We start from the raw sequence: 14674 nt of genomic DNA on the forward strand, positions 1-14674 counted from the left end.
AATGGTGTTCAAGGTTGTTCATCTCAAGCCCGCCTTGGCATGCGCCAGGGCAGCATGGCTTGAACCACCGGTGACACCAAACGGGGCACCGACAGGGTTTCATGAAAGGCGAGCAAGGGCTCACCGGCGTAATCAAATTGCAGCAAGGCACGCTGGTAAAAAGGCGTGTCCTCGAGTTGCTCTTGCACCCGAACACCTTGGGTGCTGCGCATGCGGCGCTCAATGCGCCAGCCGGTCTTGGGCAGACGCTGGACTAGGGGGGTGTCGATGGACTCCACCGCACCTTGGGGCGTGAAGCGCAGCGAGAGCACACGGTCTTCGGCACCGGGTGCTTGCATGTCATAAAACACCACGGTGCTGCCATCGCGCATGCGAGCCCTGGACCAGTCCCAAGTGTGAAAACCCCGGTCGACAGGCTCATCGCCCTCGTTCGAATCCAGGTAAGCGTTGCCTTGCCATTTCAAGTCGGGCGCGTCCAATGCCACCTCGATGCGCGAGGACGGGGCCAAGGGTCCCCAATGGTGGTGGCCAGCCGCATCCAATGGCGTGGAATAGCCAAACAGTTGCTGCGGCCAAAGCTTGATGCGGCCCCGGATGCCGCGCGGGATGGGCACACACACTTCATCGATGTCGATGGTGAGGCAATCGCCATCCCAACTCAATTGGCTCGGGCCGATGGTGAACTCACGGACACTGCGAGCACAGTGGCGCTGACCGCGTTCGGTCATGGCCCAGCGGCCCTGGCCTTTGCTGTAGATGGCCACATTCAGGGCGCAGTGGTTGTCTGCCTTGGCGGTACCCCCCTTGCGCGCCCAAGCGTAGTAAGGAGAAAAAACACTGCCGACAAATGCAATGAGGGTGATGCCGTGTTGTCCGTCGTCGCTCATGGCGTCGACATACCACCAAAGGTAGCCCCCATCGGGAACGTGCTGGTCGAAGCGAGGCTCGCCATCACGGCCTCGGCCGCCCTCTGGCCTGAAAGGGCCGCCATCGGAACGCCCGGTCCCGGATGCACGCTGCCCCCCGCCAAATAGAGGCCCGACAGGGGTGTGGTGGAGCCAGGTCGGCTGAAGATGCTCGTCCACCCGTGCGTCGCCTGCCCGTACAGCGCCCCGCCACTGGCCGGAAATCGCCGATGAAAGTCCTGCGGGCTCGTGCGGATGCTGTTGGCCGTTGTGGGCTCCAGGTTCAGACCCAGCTGGCGCAGATGCTGAAAGGTGTGGTTTTGGCATTGCTCTAAGGCCTCCTCGGTGATGCCGTCGCCGTCACCGCAAGCGGGGGCGTTCACCAAACAAAAAATGCGCTCGGCCTGGCCGGGCATGACGGCTGAAGGTTGGTCTTGCGCGCAGACATAAACCGTGGGCCTTTCAGGCAGGCGCTGGCGTTCAAAGATGTCTTCGAATTCACTGGCATAACTGCTGTGAAAAAAAACGTTGTGTCGGTCGAGTGCTACGCCTTGCGTGGGGGAGTACATCGACCACGTCAGCGCCGAGAGCGAACGCGGCGGCGCGGATGAAGTGACAGCGCGACGCACGCCCTCGCCCAGCAAACCGCTGCGCAGCGCACCGGTATCGCCATTGAAGATCACCCGATCGGCTGGCAAGAATTCACCCGACTGCAAATGCACCCCGTATACCCGGCCCTGCCGGTGCTCGATGCGCTGGCAAGTGCTGTGGTAGCGAAACACGGCCCCTCGGCGACTGCCAACCCGCTCAAGAGCATGCGCCATGGCGACCATGCCGCCTTCCACCGACCAGACACCGTCCATCTCAACTTGGGCGATCAGCATCAAGGTGGCCGGCGATTGCCATGGCGATGAGCCGCAATAGGTGGCGTAACGTGCAAAGAGCTGGCGCAAACGCGGATCCGAAAACTGTTGGCCGAGTTGATCCCACAGGCTGCGCATGGGCCCCAGTTGTGCCAGCACACCCAAGCCTTTGAACCCCAAATCGCCCATGAAGCCGCCCATGCTGGGGCGTTGGGCACGGATCATCGGCCCTTCCAATGTGGCGTAAAGTTGGCGCGTGGTTTTGCAAAAATCGCGAAAACGACGCGCTTCATCTCCCCCGGACCATGCGGCAATGGCCGCTTCGCTTTCATTGGCGTTGGCAGACAAATCGAGCTGGCTCCCATCGGGCCAGAAGTGCCGCGCCAGCACCTGCAGGGGCGTGATGCGCATCTCGGCCTCCACGCTGGTGCCCACGCTGCGCAGCAATGCATCGAACACCCAACGCATGGTGAACACGGTGGGGCCGCTGTCGATGGCCACGCCTGCCACTTCGCGGCTGTGCACTTTGCCGCCGGGCGCACTGGCAGACTCAACCACCGTAACGTTTACCCCCTGGTGCGCCAGTGTGATGGCACTGCTCAAGCCGCCCATGCCCGCACCAATGATGACCACCTTGTGCTCAGACATGGCTGATCTCTGGGGTTGTCACACTCAGATCGGCTGTGGATGCTGAAGCCAAGTCAGCTTCACGCGAAGGAGGTTTTCTTTGAAACTGAAAAGGCTGGCCTTGCCAGACTCCGGCCATCTGCAGCACTTGCATGCGCACAAACAAAGACTCTGAAAAAAACTGGTGCTTGTAGGCTGCGGCGCTGGCCACCTGGTGCGCGCCTTGGCGTGCATAGTTCAACATGGCCGCTGTGTCTTGCCACAAACTGAAGGTGCATTGGCGCACCAAAGGCGCTTCGCCCAAGCCCATGGCCAAGAGACATCCGGGGGACTTGTCCAGATCGGCTTGGGCCGCAGGGGCATAGCGCCAAAATGCCATGGCCTTGGTGGGGATGATGCTGGCACGCGTCAAAACAGCAAATGGGGCTGCAGGCTGCGCAGTCATGGAGGCCTGAACTAGGCTTTGATCACCCATGGCTTCAGAACTGCTGGTTTGCCAGATTTGTTTGTCCCAATGGCCCCTTGCCGATTGCACCGTCAAAACACCTGTCCAACACTCGCGGGCACGTTCTCGGTACGCTTGAACCGCTGGGCTTTCCAAAAATTTCTGCGCCAAATCAAGATGACTGAAGGTGCAGATCAAGCCTTGGTGCGTGGCACTGGGACGCAAGCTGAAGCCCCCGCCGTGACCACTGCCCATGACCTTGGCCATGGTCAGGCCCGGCACATCCTTGTAGGGCGTGGCCCCAGCCACCAATCGAAGCCAACCCCAGCCTTGGTGCTTTCGCAAGAAATCGACCAACACCACCACGACCACCCCGGACAGGGGATCGTGAAGTGGTTCAATGGCGTCCATGACGGGATGTCCAGCAAATGGGGCGGCGGCTGGTGATGGACTACTTGGCCGCGACTTTGGACGCTGTCAAAGCGGGCTTGAGCAACTCAGGAAAGTCCTTGGCCATGGGGGCACCGTTCAGTGGTTTGTAAGCGCCCTGGTGGCAGGTTGCACAATTGGCTTTGGCAACATCACCCAATGGGCCCTTGCGGTGCGCCGGGAAAACTTCGGTCAATGGCTCCATATAAGTCAGATTCAAATCACGCGCCATGCGGATGCCGTGCCAAGCAGTGACCCGCTGAGGCGGACTGTTTTCCCAGGTTTGGAAAGACTGCGTGTTGTGGCAATAAGTGCAATTGACACCCAATGACGTAGACATGTGCACCATCAGTCCATGGGTCCATTCGGCCTGTTTGATGGATTGGCGATTTCCAGAAGGAAGGGCCGTGGGACCTGCCAGACGAATATTTTTGCTTTCCAGCAAAAATGGTGTGAATGGGTCATTGGGAAGTGAGGACAGATTGACCACCGGTGAGGGCTCGTTCTGCCCAGCCTTGTCGCCCATGAAATTGGAGCCTTGAGGCTGATGATCCGCCTTGAACCATATTTCACTCGGAACTGGCTGTCCTCTGTGGCAGGTGTAGCAAGTCACGCCCGTTTGCGCCACATGAGGCTGCCACTCGGCATTGATGTGCTGCGTCATCTCCGTCATGCGACGGGCCACCACCTTGGTGTATTTGCTGTCATCCGCAAAATTGGCGACGTTATGGCAATAAGCACACCCTTCATTGGGGGCAACCCAATTGGTCATGGAAACCATGAGCCGAGTGAATTGACCAACGCTCAAGTCACCCAAGACCTTTACATTTTTATAAACCTCCGATGCCTTGGGGCCTCCTGCATCCGCAGCAGGGATCACATCTGGAGGCTGGTTTTTTTCAGTCTTAATTTCAAGCAGCCTTGGGTTGTAAACCTGGGCCATTCCAGTGCCCCTGTAGCCACTTTGTACGGATTCAGGAACAGGTCGCTCACAACCTGTAAGCAACAAACCCATCAACAAAAAGCCCATCAACTTGAACAAAAAGCCTGTGGTCGGCGAATCAGAGCGGACATGTGTGTTCATAAGGTTTTTCATGGCTTGCCTCCAATGCTGAGCGAGGGGTCGGGCAGCGCAGGGTAAATATCAGGATAAGGCGGGACAACGCCATGCTTCATGGCCCACAGGTACCAGTTGTCCACCACAGTACCGGTCAACAAGATGCCGATACCACCTGTGATGGGGCACAGCACAGCGAACCACCAAGCCCAACGGTGAATCGATTCCATGGTCGCGTTGAAACCCATGGTCCAGCGCCAGAACAAGGCAGCGCGCTCAGAGGCCGTGCCACGGTCGGTGATTTGCTCGATTTCACGTTCACCGCCATACCGGGTTACGGCCAAAATGGTGGCACCGTGCATGGCGAACAGCAGGGCTGAGCCGTACAAGAACACGATGGAGAGCGCATGGAAAGGGTTGTAGAACAGGTTGCCGTAACGGAGCGAAAACGCCGTGGTCCAATCCAGATGAGAGAAGATGCCGTAAGGCACTGCCTCACTCCAAGAACCCATCAGAATGGGCCGGAACAAACCCAACACCAAAAACAACCAAATGGCCGCAGCAAAAGCCCAAGCGATGTGCAGTCCCATACCCAGCTCAATGGCACGCCGGTAAGTCCGCGCCCACCAGAGCAAGATAGATGCAGTGAGGAAAAGACCAACAATCAAAAACCAGCCGCCCTGATTGAGGGGAGGCAAACTCAAGCCATAGCTCGGTGGTGGTGGCTCCAGTGAGAGCCAGAACAACTGGCGAACAAACTGAATCGGATCGTAGTTGACCGAGGCCAACATGTTCATACCAATCAGGGTGAAGGCGATAAGGCCACAAAACAATGAGGCCAAACCCAGACCACCCAAATAAATGGGCCCCAACTGGGCGTTGCCGATCTTACCGATCCAATAAACAAGAAATGGACGGCCGCTTCGGGGACTGTTTCCATGCCCAAGCTTGACCCCCTCGTGAACAGGTCCTACGGCTTGTACCGTTGTGAACAGATTTTGATATTCAGCCATTGCTGTACTCCTATGCAATGTTTTTAATTGAAGGCGAGAGGGTCAAACCCATTCAAACGGGCCACTGCGACCAGATGGGCAGGTTCAACCACCAACCCCACCACTCTGGCCAGCCACGCGTCCAGAACGGTCCACTGAGCACAATGCACAGCGCGCTGAACAAGACAGCCGCCAGCGCCAAGAAAAGACCGACTCTGTGGATACCCAATGTGCCCACCGAATAACCGATGAAATCCCGGAAAAAGGTGTCCTCATGCTCTGGGGTTTTGACCACTTGTCCAGGCTGCGGATTGGTAGAAGAAAGCACCAGACCACCGTGCAGCGATAAGGCGAACACACTGGCAAAGAAGAAACTCACGGCGATCATGTGCGCCGGGTTGTAATGAAAATGCAGGTACTGGTAGCCCACATTGGAGACCCAGTCCAGGTGGCTGAAGATGCCGTACGGAAAACCGTGACCCCATGCCCCCATGAGCACGGGGCGAATCACCACCAGGGTGAAATAAGCAAAGATGGCCACGCCGAAAGCCACGGGCACGTGAAAGCCCATGCCCAGTTTGCGGCAGATCTCGACCTCGCGCATCATCCACGAGCCAAATGCGCCGAGTGCACACACTGTGATGAGCTGCCACAGGCCGCCCTCCATCAGGGGCGCAAAGCGCAAGCCATACGACAAATCAGGCGGTGCGATGCTGATCTGCCAAATGTTCCAGGTCGGGCCTTGTGAGGCACCCCACAAAATGAGCGCTGTGCCCAGGAACGAAAAGAAAAGGGTTGTGACGCCGAAAAAACCGACGTAAAACGGTCCGACCCAAAAGTCGAACAAATCACCACCCAGCAGGGTACCACCGCGAACACGGTACTTTTTCTCAAAATTTAGCATGGCCATGGTTGGGTCCTCCTGCCTTCAGTGGATGAACAGGTGCTGCATTGAACGGGGCTCAATGGCAGCACCTGGACGGCAAGTCCTGGATCAGGACTTGGGGGCGGCCAGCGATGCCACCGAAGCGGGCAGCGGCGAGTTTTGCGCCGATGCTGCTACAGGCTTTTTCGCGCCGTCGAGCCAGTTGAATTTGTTGGTGCTGAGCAAGATGAGGTGAATCATCGCGGCCAGGCCAAACAAGAAAATACCCTGCAGCACCATGGCACGCAAAGGGTCGTAAAGTCGCCAAATTCTCCACATGGTGAATCTCCTAAATGATGTGGGACATGAAGGTGTACACCGCAGCTTTCACGCCCTGACTCATGCTCTTGGCATCTTCAGCACCAGGCAGCAGATCCCGCCAGTGAACGCCGACCAGCTTGGCCAGAACGACGAGCACGAACAGACATCCGAATCCGATAAGGAAAATGGACCAATAGGCTGGGGACTCATCCGCACGCGAATGGTCCTCATGGAGGTGGGTTGTGTTTTGCATGACAGTGACTCCGTCAATCTATGGTTAAAAAAACAGGCTCTGAATCAGAACCAGGGACGCCACGCCCAGACCAGGATGTGGGCCAGAACAGCTACAGCTGTAAAGCCCACGGTACCTTGCATCCAGTAATGGTGGAACTCCTGGGCTTCCTCATCGGTGAGTCCGGAAATTGATGTCTTGGTGGACATGTTTTGCTCCTTTTAAAGAGGCCTTGCGACCCGGGTTGCGCACAGCCCGCGCAGATGGGCATCCGCAGCCAAAGGCCACGACATCGGATCAGCGGCGCCGCATGGAGCGGCACCTGCTGGTGTATTGGTTGGGGTGCGACTCATGCCGCTACCCCCAGGCCCAGTTCGCGGCTGGCCGCGTTAACATGGGCTTCGGTCACTTCGTTCTGGCCTTGTGACTGGGACAGCTGCTCGGCTTGGTCTCGCAAGCGCTTGGCCGCAGAAATTTGCACCAGCACGGGCTGGCTTTGCACGACATCGCGCAGGCGCTGCTGGGCCTCGTCTTGCCAGCTGGCATTCGGCGCCACCACGCCGCGCGCATGTGTTGCTGGGGCCTTGTCCATCTCGGTGCCTAAAGGCAGGATGTGGAACAGCGCATCAAACAGCGCGTTGCACACCTCTTGAATCACATAGCTGGCACCGCTGTAACCCATGAAAGGCGTGCCCGTATGGCGGCGGATGATGGCGCCGGGGAAAGAAGCCGGAATGAAGGCTGCACGCATCGGGCTTCCGCCTGAAATTTCGCTCAGGTACATGCGCTCGTTGTAGCTGCCAAACATGATGAGTGGGGTCTGGGTCTTGACCAGTTCGCGCACAGCAGCGTTGTCGGTCTTGTTGCCTGCGGTGCGCGACACACTGAACCGGCAGGGCAAGCCCATTTCATGTTCGAGGAAGTTTTTCAGGCCCCTCGAATAGGTCTCGCCAGCCACCACAGCAAAACTGGCGGTCGCGAAAAAGTCTTGTGTGACCGAGCGCCACAGGTCCCACATGGGCTTCAAGGTGGTGTGCTTTTCACGTTCGATGAAAGGCTCGGGGTCCAAGTGCAGTAACTCGCCCAATTTGCGCAAAAAGTTGGTCGTGCTGTGCAAACCAATGGGCGCTTGCAAATAAGGGCGCTCCAGCGCCTCGCACAGCATGCGGCCAAACTCGCGGTACATGCAAATGTTCACATCGGCCTCGACCAAGCGCGAGACATCGGCCAAGTGACTTCCCAGCGGGAAAACCATATTCACATCGGCACCGATGCCTTGCACCAGTCGGCGGATTTCTGCCAAGTCGCTGGCACTGTTGAAGGTGCCGTAGCAAGGGCCGATGATGTTGACGCGGGGCTTTTCGCCCACAGGACGGTCTTCAAAGGGTTTGCGCGCAGGCACTTTGCGCAGACCATATTCGCTCCACAGCCAGTACATGGCGCGGTTGGCGCATTGCCATTGGTCTTCGTCGATGGTGCGCGGCAAAAAGCGGGCGATGTTGGTGCCTTCTGGCGTGACGCCGCCGCCGATCATCTCGGCAATGGAACCTGTGACCACCACCGCGGGCAGTTCGGGGTCGAGTGTGGCGTGTGCGCGCTTCATGGCGCCTTCTGTGCCTTCGCGGCCCAGTTGCTCTTCAGCCAAACCTGTCACCACAATCGGCAACTCGTGAGGCGGCAATGCATCGGTGTAATGCAGCACCGAAGTCACAGGCAAGTTTTCGCAGCCCACCGGGCCGTCGATGACCACTTGCAAACCCTTGATGGCGGTGAACACATACACCGCACCCCAATAACCACCTGCGCGGTCGTGGTCCAGGATCAGGGGCGACTTGGGCTTGGCCACACTGCTGGGTGGAGGATTGATTTGGTTCATGAACCCATCTCCTCGGCTTTGCGCTTTTTCATCAGCTTTTCGATCTGACGGCGGGTTTCAGCTTTGAACTCGGGGCGGTCTTTAGGCACCGACTCCCAAACACCGGCGGCATGGCCTGCCCCCACATCGCCGAAGAAGTCTTTCATGGCATCGAAGCGGGCCTGGTTGCCCATGGCCGCTTGCACCACCTGCACCAGTGAACCGGCACCGGCCACACCCATGAGGGGGCGCGCAGAAATCAAGTTGGTGAAGTACAGCGAGGGCACACTGTTTTGCTTGGCAATCTGCACCACCGGTGTGGTGCCGATGGCCAGCTGCGGCCGGTATTCGTACATGGCGTTGAGGTCTTGCTCAAGCGAGGCGCGCATTTGCACCTGCACGCCTTTGGCTTTGAGCCATTCGATATCGTGCGCGTTCCACTCGGTCGCGGGACAGGCCGAGCCCACGTATCGCAGATCAGCGCCGCATTCGATGAGCAAGCGCCCCACCAACAATTCGGAGCCTTCGTAACCACTCAAAGTGATACGGCCCGAAATCGGCTTTTGCATCAACAGGCCACGCATTTGCGTGAGTGCCTGGTTACGCGCAAGATCGATCTGCGACTGGGCAATGCCTGCAGCCTGGCCGATGTGTTGCAACCAGTCTTGTGTGCCTTCGAGGCCCACCGGAGCTGAGCCCACCACAGGGCGGCCTGCGGCTTTGAATTCACGCACACTGGCGGTGTAGAACGGATGAATCGCAGCGGCCACGCTGCAGTCGAGCGCAGCATACAACTCGCGCCATTCGCGGGTGGGCACAACGGGTCCTGCAGCTAAGCCCATGGGGGCCAACATTTGACCAATGATCACCGGATCGGCCGGGAACATTTCACCCAACAAGGCCACCGTGGGCAAGTCGCCACGTCCTGCACGGGGTGCGGCCACCGGGCCGCTCATGATTTCTTCGCGGGCGTATTTGAGCATCGCGCCGGCCAGCACATCCTTGGCTTCGGCATGGGTGGGCACGCCAAAACCGGGCACATCGATACCGATGATGCGCACGCCGTTGATCTCTTTGGGCAACAACTGCAAAGGCACGCCACTGGCTGTCGGCACGCACAGGTTGATGATGATGATGGTGTCCACTTTGTCCGGATCGGCCTCGGCGTGCACCGCATCTCGAATGTCTTCAAACAGCTTGCCCGTGACCAGCGACTCGGAGTTGAAGGGCACGTAACCCACGCTGCGGCGGGCGCCGTAAAAGTGCGAGGTGAACGTCAGGCCATACACGCAACAAGCCGAGCCCGACAAAATGGTGGCGGTGCGCTTCATGCGCAGGCCCACGCGCAACGAGCCAAAAGCCGGGCACATGCTTTGCGGCTGATCGTGCGGACCGGCATCGGGCTGGCGTGGGTAATCTCGTGCGTACTGGTCGAGCACTTCAGATTTACCCGCTTCTTTGGCGGCAGCCACCATGGCTTCGGTGCCGGCGTGGCAGCCCATGCCGTCGCCTTGCAGGCCTGCCGGGTTCGCAGCTTGAGGGCTGGGATGGATCGGGATGGTACGTGTCATGGTTGTTACCTGTGGTGTGTCAGCGGCTGCGTTCAAGCAGCGTCGTAGACGACTTCCAGCGAAGGCTTGATGTCTTCGTTCTTGCCCACCATGTCGAACACGGTGGCAGGCTCGAGCACCACGTTGCGGCCAACCACGTCGGCGCTGAACAAGCCCAGCAACTGGTCTTGTGTTTGGGGTTTTGGTCGCATGGGGGGCGCTTCGGCCACGTTTTTAGCCAGCTCGGCAAACAACGGACCCCACTCGCCGTCGGGGCGGCCGATGATTTCATAGCTGGCGCTCTTGCGGCGGATGTCTTCGTTGGCCGGGATCGCGGCCAGCACAGGAATGCCGGCGTTGGAGGCAAAGGCCTGGGCTTCGCCCGTGCCGTCGTCTTTGTTGATGACCATGCCGGCCACACCGACGTTGCCGCCCAGCTTGCGGAAATACTCCACGGCCGAGCAAACGTTGTTGGCCACGTACAGCGACTGCAAGTCGTTGCTGGCCACCACGATGACCTTTTGGCACATGTCGCGGGCAATCGGCAGGCCGAAACCACCGCACACCACGTCGCCCAAGAAGTCGAGCAGCACGTAGTCAAAGCCCCAATCGTGGAAGCCTAATTTTTCGAGCGTTTCAAAGCCGTGAATGATGCCGCGGCCGCCGCAACCGCGACCGACTTCGGGGCCACCGAGTTCCATGGCGAACACGCCATCGCGCTTGAAGCACACATCGCCAATGCTGACGGCCTGGCCGGAGAGCTTCAGGCGCGATGAGGTCTCGATGATGGTGGGGCAAGCCTTGCCGCCAAACAGCAAACTGGTGGTATCGCTCTTGGGGTCGCATCCAATCAACAGCACTTTTTTGCCTTGCTGCGCCATCATGTAAGACAGGTTGGCCAGCGTGAAACTTTTGCCAATGCCGCCTTTGCCATAGATGGCAATGATTTGGGTCTCTTTGGTCACTTCACTGGTGCTGACGGCATCGGGTTCAACGTCGGCCTCGCGGCGCAGCACTTCGACAAATTTGATGGGCTGTGTGGTTGCGGTATCGGTGTTCATGAGGAGGCACTCCAATCAAGGATCATCTTGAGACAGCTCGCATCTCCGAAGGCGGTCTCGTAGGCAGAACCAGCATCGGTCGATGGCTGGGTGTGTGTGATCAAACCGTCAAGTGACAAGCGGCCGGTGTTGACCAGCTCGTTGACAGCCAACAAATCGGGGCGCTTCCACTCGGCGGCGATGCGCATGCGCGCTTCGCGCATGAAGGCCGGAGCGTAGGCAAATGAAAGGTCTTGTTTGTAAAAACCGGCCAGCACCAGCTCGCCACCGGGGCGCAGGCGCTGGATCAGGCCATTGAGCAAGCTGCCGTCGCCGCTCACGTCGTAAATGGTTCGGTAGTCGCGGCGCGCGTCGTCTTGTGGATGCACCACGGTGTAACCTTCTGCCCCGGCAGAGCGCTCGCGCTGGGTTTCCCACACCGTGGGGGCCGGAAGGCCTGCAGCCACGGTCAGACGGGCCAACAAGCGCCCCATGACACCGTGGCCCACGATGAGCTCGGGGGCTTCAAAGGGCTCTTGCAGACCCCCGCCTGAGACAGCGTGGTAGGCCGTGGCGGCCAAGGCCAAAAGCACCGATTGCGCGCCCCGATGCTCGGCGACAGGCACCACTTTTTGCTCGTTCACGACCAAACGCGAAGCAGCACCACCAAACAAACTCTTGACCCCAGTGAAGCAATTGGCTCCCGGCACGAACACGCGCTGACCGGCTTGCACACCGGTGTCTGAAGCGCTGCGCACCACGCGGCCCACCGTCTCGTAACCAGGCACCAAGGGGTAACCCATGCCCGGAAAAGGAGGCATGCTGCCGTCCCAGAGCATGCGCTCGGTGCCGGTGCTGATGCCGCTGAATTCGACGGCCACTTCCAGCTGACCCGCCTGCAATGGCGGCAAGTCCAAGGCCTGCAAGGACAGGCTCCTGGGGTTGTTGAAGACAACGGCTTGGGATTTCATGGTTGTATTTTTTGCTTTACAGTAAGTTATGTCAAATTTAATTGACACATTAACTGAAAACCGAGGGTAAACACTGAGATTTGCGCCCCAAAAGGATGCGGGCATGGATGGGCATGGCGTTAGGCACCAGTTCCACGTGCGTAAAACCCGCCTCTTGCATCATGGTTTGCAGCTCTTGCGGGGTACGCAGACGCCCAGCACCCATGGCCAGCAGGTAAAAGTGGAAATAGGCATCGGCAGAAGCTTCGGGCTGACCGGCTTCCTCGTCCGGCTGAGCCATGGGCTCGGCCAAGAGCAACACGCCGCCCACCGGCAAGGCGGCATGGGCTTTTTGCAAAATCTGACGCACCACCGCATCGGGGTGGTCGTGCGCCACGCGCACCAGGGTGATCAGGTCGGCACCTTCGGGCAAGGGATCGTCCAGAAAGCTGCCAGGGTGCAAGCTGACACGAGGGGTCAAACCCTTGGCCTGCAGACCCTCGCGGGCCAGTTCCAGCACGGGCGGCAGATCAAACATCTTGAACTGCAGATGCGGTGCATGCGCAGCCAACTCACTCACAAAACGTCCTTTGCCCGCGCCCACGTCCAGAACGCAGCGGTGCTCGGCAAAAAAGTAGGAGGTCAAAATTTCTTGCACCACAAAGCCCTGTGAAGCGGCCATCAGCTGCGAATAACGGGTGAACTTGTCCACCTCCGCTGCAGGCATGACCACAGGCGGTTTTTCATGGGCGTAAGGCCAGTACTCGGCCATGCCACCGCTCCAGGCGTTGCTCAAAAACTGCAGCGGGTCCTGCATGTCTTGGTAAAGCAGATGGTTGTGCTCGATCATTTGGGCGATGCCCTCATGCTGTGCCAATGGCACCCCCAAAGGACCCAAGCCAAAACGGCCATGGCTGCGGTGCTCCAGCAGGCCCAGCGCCACGGCCGACAGCAGCAAGCGCTGCAGCACGGCCGGGGCCAAACCCGTGCGGCGCGACAAATCGGTCAAGTCAGCGGGTGCCTGGTGCAGGGCGCGAAACAGGTCCAGCCGGACGCAACCCAGCAACACTTGGCTGTGCACAAAACCCGCCATCAAATCGAACAATTGACGGGTGCGGCGGCGTGTCAGCCAGCGCGTGATGGGATTGCCCAAGGACCAACGGTACAAACCGGGGTGTGCGTACCAGCGCTCCAATCGGGCCTGCCAGGCGTCCTTGAAGGCCGCGTCCGAAGGGTGGGCCTGCACAGCGGCCAGATCCAGAGGTTGGGACATGCGGTTTCCTTTGTGTCTTACAAACTGCTCGCTCAGTGCGGGGCACTGATGCGGGCCGTGGCCACCGCCGGATGGGTTTTGAAATAGCCTTCGCACAAGGACTTGGGCACCAAGCGTTCGGCTTCCAACTGCACCAGTTGTCGCAACATGTCTCGGCAAGAACAGGCCGGAATCGACGACGCAGCCTGCTCGATCAAATGGTCAAAGTGGGCGATCGCCCCATCCAGACCCAGTGCTTGAGCCGAGCTGGGACGGGCATGCAAAGCGTCTTGGCCGCTGGGCTTGCCCAAAGTCGCCGCATCAGCGATGACGTCGCGGATGTCGTCGGCCACTTGGTAAGCCTCGCCCAAAAAGCTGCCCAAAGGTGCCCAAGGCTCGGGCTCATATCCGCAGCTGAGTGCGCCCGCACAAGTGGCCGAAACGAACAAGGCCCCGGTCTTGGCGCGTTGGTATTGACCCAAGTCGGCACTGGTTTCGCACTCCCAGGCTTGCCCAGCCACAATGCCATTTGGCAAGCCCACGCCGGCCGTCATGTTGTCCATCAACTGGATCAGCCGGTCCGGCCGCTGCACGCCGGCTTGCAGCAACACACGGTAGGCCATGACGATCAGGCCATCACCGGCCAGCAGCGCCAGCGGCTCGCTGAAAGCCTTGTGCACCGTGGGCAGGCCACGCCGGGTGTCGGCGTTGTCAAATGCAGGCATGTCGTCGTGCACCAAAGAAGCGCAGTGCATCAATTCGAGTGCCACCCCAGCCGCATTGGTCAGCTGGGGTGCATCGTCACCACACGCGGTGGCCACAGCCATGCACAGCTGCGGGCGGATTCGGGCACCGCCTGAAAATACCGCATGCCGCATGGCTGCGACCAACCGGGGCGGTGCACCCACACCTGCGGCCAATTCAAAATGGGTGCTCAGGGCTTGCTCAGCGCGTATCAACAGACTCATGGGACCTCCGATCGAGAAGTCCTGTCAACTCAAGCTGACAGGCATAAGTGTCAATATAACCTGATAATCAAGGCTGTCAATAATTAATGACACATTGCCGAGTAGAAGGGGGAAATCATGGGAATTTGGTTGGAACTGGGTATTTTTGGCTTGGTGTTCGTGTTCGCGTTTTGGCAAATGCGCGACGTGCGCAAGGCCCAGGAACAAACGCGCCAGCAGAGGGCGCGAGAAAAAGCGGCTCAAGAGGCCGCTGAACAAACCACAGTGAAAGCGAACGATGAAAAGCCGTGATGCACATCGCACCAGAAGGCTTGACCTGGCGC

Annotated in this window: 16 protein-coding genes; 1 reads left to right on the forward strand and 15 read right to left on the reverse strand. The window is 59.1% G+C overall.

Features of this window, described 5'->3' with window-relative positions; all coding sequences use genetic code 11:
- Positions 1 to 23 precede the first annotated feature (23 nt).
- From Q0O19_RS01265 to Q0O19_RS01335, 15 genes are all read right to left on the reverse strand, one after another.
- Positions 24 to 887 carry a carotenoid 1,2-hydratase gene (locus Q0O19_RS01265; protein ID WP_295519262.1) on the reverse strand — a complete coding sequence of 288 codons (864 nt, stop codon included), beginning with the start codon at positions 885 to 887 and terminating at the stop codon, positions 24 to 26.
- The gene (crtD, locus tag Q0O19_RS01270) at positions 884 to 2416 is read right to left on the reverse strand and encodes a 1-hydroxycarotenoid 3,4-desaturase CrtD (RefSeq protein ID WP_295519264.1); all 1533 of its coding nucleotides are present in this window, start codon (positions 2414 to 2416) and stop codon (positions 884 to 886) included. Before crtD ends, Q0O19_RS01265 begins: the two co-directional genes overlap by 4 nt.
- Positions 2409 to 3251, reverse strand: coding sequence for a hypothetical protein (locus tag Q0O19_RS01275; RefSeq protein WP_295519267.1), 843 nt, complete (start codon positions 3249 to 3251; stop codon positions 2409 to 2411). The genes crtD and Q0O19_RS01275 overlap by 8 nt, the downstream gene beginning before the upstream one ends.
- Positions 3252 to 3291: 40 nt before the next feature.
- Positions 3292 to 4365, reverse strand: coding sequence for a photosynthetic reaction center cytochrome PufC (gene pufC, locus Q0O19_RS01280; RefSeq protein WP_366939015.1), 1074 nt, complete (start codon positions 4363 to 4365; stop codon positions 3292 to 3294).
- A complete protein-coding gene (gene pufM / locus Q0O19_RS01285; RefSeq protein ID WP_295519270.1) occupies positions 4362 to 5339 on the reverse strand; it encodes a photosynthetic reaction center subunit M in 978 nt (325 codons plus the stop codon). The genes pufC and pufM overlap by 4 nt, the downstream gene beginning before the upstream one ends.
- A 52-nt stretch (positions 5340 to 5391) precedes the next feature.
- Entirely contained in the window at positions 5392 to 6228 is an 837-nt protein-coding gene (pufL, locus tag Q0O19_RS01290) for a photosynthetic reaction center subunit L (RefSeq protein WP_295519272.1), read from the reverse strand.
- Positions 6229 to 6312: 84 nt separating this feature from the next.
- Positions 6313 to 6522: a light-harvesting antenna LH1, alpha subunit gene (pufA, locus tag Q0O19_RS01295; protein ID WP_295519275.1), complete on the reverse strand. Its 210-nt coding sequence runs from the start codon at positions 6520 to 6522 to the stop codon at positions 6313 to 6315.
- Positions 6523 to 6532: 10 nt separating this feature from the next.
- The gene (locus Q0O19_RS01300) at positions 6533 to 6661 is read right to left on the reverse strand and encodes a hypothetical protein (RefSeq protein ID WP_255417795.1); all 129 of its coding nucleotides are present in this window, start codon (positions 6659 to 6661) and stop codon (positions 6533 to 6535) included.
- A 140-nt stretch (positions 6662 to 6801) separates the two neighbouring features.
- On the reverse strand, positions 6802 to 6945 hold the full coding sequence (gene pufB, locus Q0O19_RS01305) for a light-harvesting antenna LH1, beta subunit (protein ID WP_019425952.1): 144 nt from the start codon (positions 6943 to 6945) through the stop codon (positions 6802 to 6804).
- A 140-nt stretch (positions 6946 to 7085) separates the two neighbouring features.
- Positions 7086 to 8612, reverse strand: a complete 1527-nt coding sequence (gene bchZ, locus Q0O19_RS01310) for a chlorophyllide a reductase subunit Z (RefSeq protein ID WP_295519282.1) — start codon at positions 8610 to 8612, stop codon at positions 7086 to 7088.
- On the reverse strand, positions 8609 to 10162 hold the full coding sequence (bchY, locus tag Q0O19_RS01315) for a chlorophyllide a reductase subunit Y (protein WP_295519286.1): 1554 nt from the start codon (positions 10160 to 10162) through the stop codon (positions 8609 to 8611). The genes bchZ and bchY overlap by 4 nt, the downstream gene beginning before the upstream one ends.
- Before the next feature lie 32 nt (positions 10163 to 10194).
- Complete coding sequence (locus Q0O19_RS01320) at positions 10195 to 11202, reverse strand: chlorophyllide a reductase iron protein subunit X (RefSeq protein ID WP_295519288.1); 1008 nt, start codon at positions 11200 to 11202, stop codon at positions 10195 to 10197.
- The gene (gene bchC / locus Q0O19_RS01325; RefSeq protein ID WP_295519291.1) at positions 11199 to 12152 is read right to left on the reverse strand and encodes a chlorophyll synthesis pathway protein BchC; all 954 of its coding nucleotides are present in this window, start codon (positions 12150 to 12152) and stop codon (positions 11199 to 11201) included. Before bchC ends, Q0O19_RS01320 begins: the two co-directional genes overlap by 4 nt.
- Positions 12153 to 12201: 49 nt before the next feature.
- On the reverse strand, positions 12202 to 13404 hold the full coding sequence (locus Q0O19_RS01330) for a methyltransferase (protein ID WP_295519294.1): 1203 nt from the start codon (positions 13402 to 13404) through the stop codon (positions 12202 to 12204).
- Between the two features lie 32 nt (positions 13405 to 13436).
- Complete coding sequence (locus tag Q0O19_RS01335) at positions 13437 to 14351, reverse strand: polyprenyl synthetase family protein (protein WP_295519297.1); 915 nt, start codon at positions 14349 to 14351, stop codon at positions 13437 to 13439.
- A gap of 117 nt (positions 14352 to 14468) precedes the next feature.
- Between Q0O19_RS01335 and Q0O19_RS01340 the strand changes: the two genes are divergently transcribed.
- Positions 14469 to 14642: a hypothetical protein gene (locus tag Q0O19_RS01340; protein ID WP_295519299.1), complete on the forward strand. Its 174-nt coding sequence runs from the start codon at positions 14469 to 14471 to the stop codon at positions 14640 to 14642.
- The last annotated feature ends 32 nt before the right edge of the window (positions 14643 to 14674 follow it).

It is taken from the genome of Limnohabitans sp. Rim8, from assembly GCF_945869175.1.
GTDB lineage: Bacteria > Pseudomonadota > Gammaproteobacteria > Burkholderiales > Burkholderiaceae_C > Limnohabitans_A.

Coding starts and splice junctions, on each gene's coding strand:
- pufA (WP_295519275.1), bottom strand. CDS start 6,522: ATGTGGAGAATTTGGCGACTTTACGACCCTTTGCGTGCCATGGTGCTG.
- pufC (WP_366939015.1), bottom strand. CDS start 4,365: ATGAAAAACCTTATGAACACACATGTCCGCTCTGATTCGCCGACCACA.
- Q0O19_RS01275 (WP_295519267.1), bottom strand. CDS start 3,251: ATGGACGCCATTGAACCACTTCACGATCCCCTGTCCGGGGTGGTCGTG.
- bchY (WP_295519286.1), bottom strand. CDS start 10,162: ATGACACGTACCATCCCGATCCATCCCAGCCCTCAAGCTGCGAACCCG.
- bchC (WP_295519291.1), bottom strand. CDS start 12,152: ATGAAATCCCAAGCCGTTGTCTTCAACAACCCCAGGAGCCTGTCCTTG.
- Q0O19_RS01320 (WP_295519288.1), bottom strand. CDS start 11,202: ATGAACACCGATACCGCAACCACACAGCCCATCAAATTTGTCGAAGTG.
- pufL (WP_295519272.1), bottom strand. CDS start 6,228: ATGGCCATGCTAAATTTTGAGAAAAAGTACCGTGTTCGCGGTGGTACC.
- Q0O19_RS01330 (WP_295519294.1), bottom strand. CDS start 13,404: ATGTCCCAACCTCTGGATCTGGCCGCTGTGCAGGCCCACCCTTCGGAC.
- Q0O19_RS01265 (WP_295519262.1), bottom strand. CDS start 887: ATGAGCGACGACGGACAACACGGCATCACCCTCATTGCATTTGTCGGC.
- Q0O19_RS01335 (WP_295519297.1), bottom strand. CDS start 14,351: ATGAGTCTGTTGATACGCGCTGAGCAAGCCCTGAGCACCCATTTTGAA.
- pufB (WP_019425952.1), bottom strand. CDS start 6,945: ATGTCCACCAAGACATCAATTTCCGGACTCACCGATGAGGAAGCCCAG.
- pufM (WP_295519270.1), bottom strand. CDS start 5,339: ATGGCTGAATATCAAAATCTGTTCACAACGGTACAAGCCGTAGGACCT.
- crtD (WP_295519264.1), bottom strand. CDS start 2,416: ATGTCTGAGCACAAGGTGGTCATCATTGGTGCGGGCATGGGCGGCTTG.
- Q0O19_RS01340 (WP_295519299.1), top strand. CDS start 14,469: ATGGGAATTTGGTTGGAACTGGGTATTTTTGGCTTGGTGTTCGTGTTC.
- bchZ (WP_295519282.1), bottom strand. CDS start 8,612: ATGAACCAAATCAATCCTCCACCCAGCAGTGTGGCCAAGCCCAAGTCG.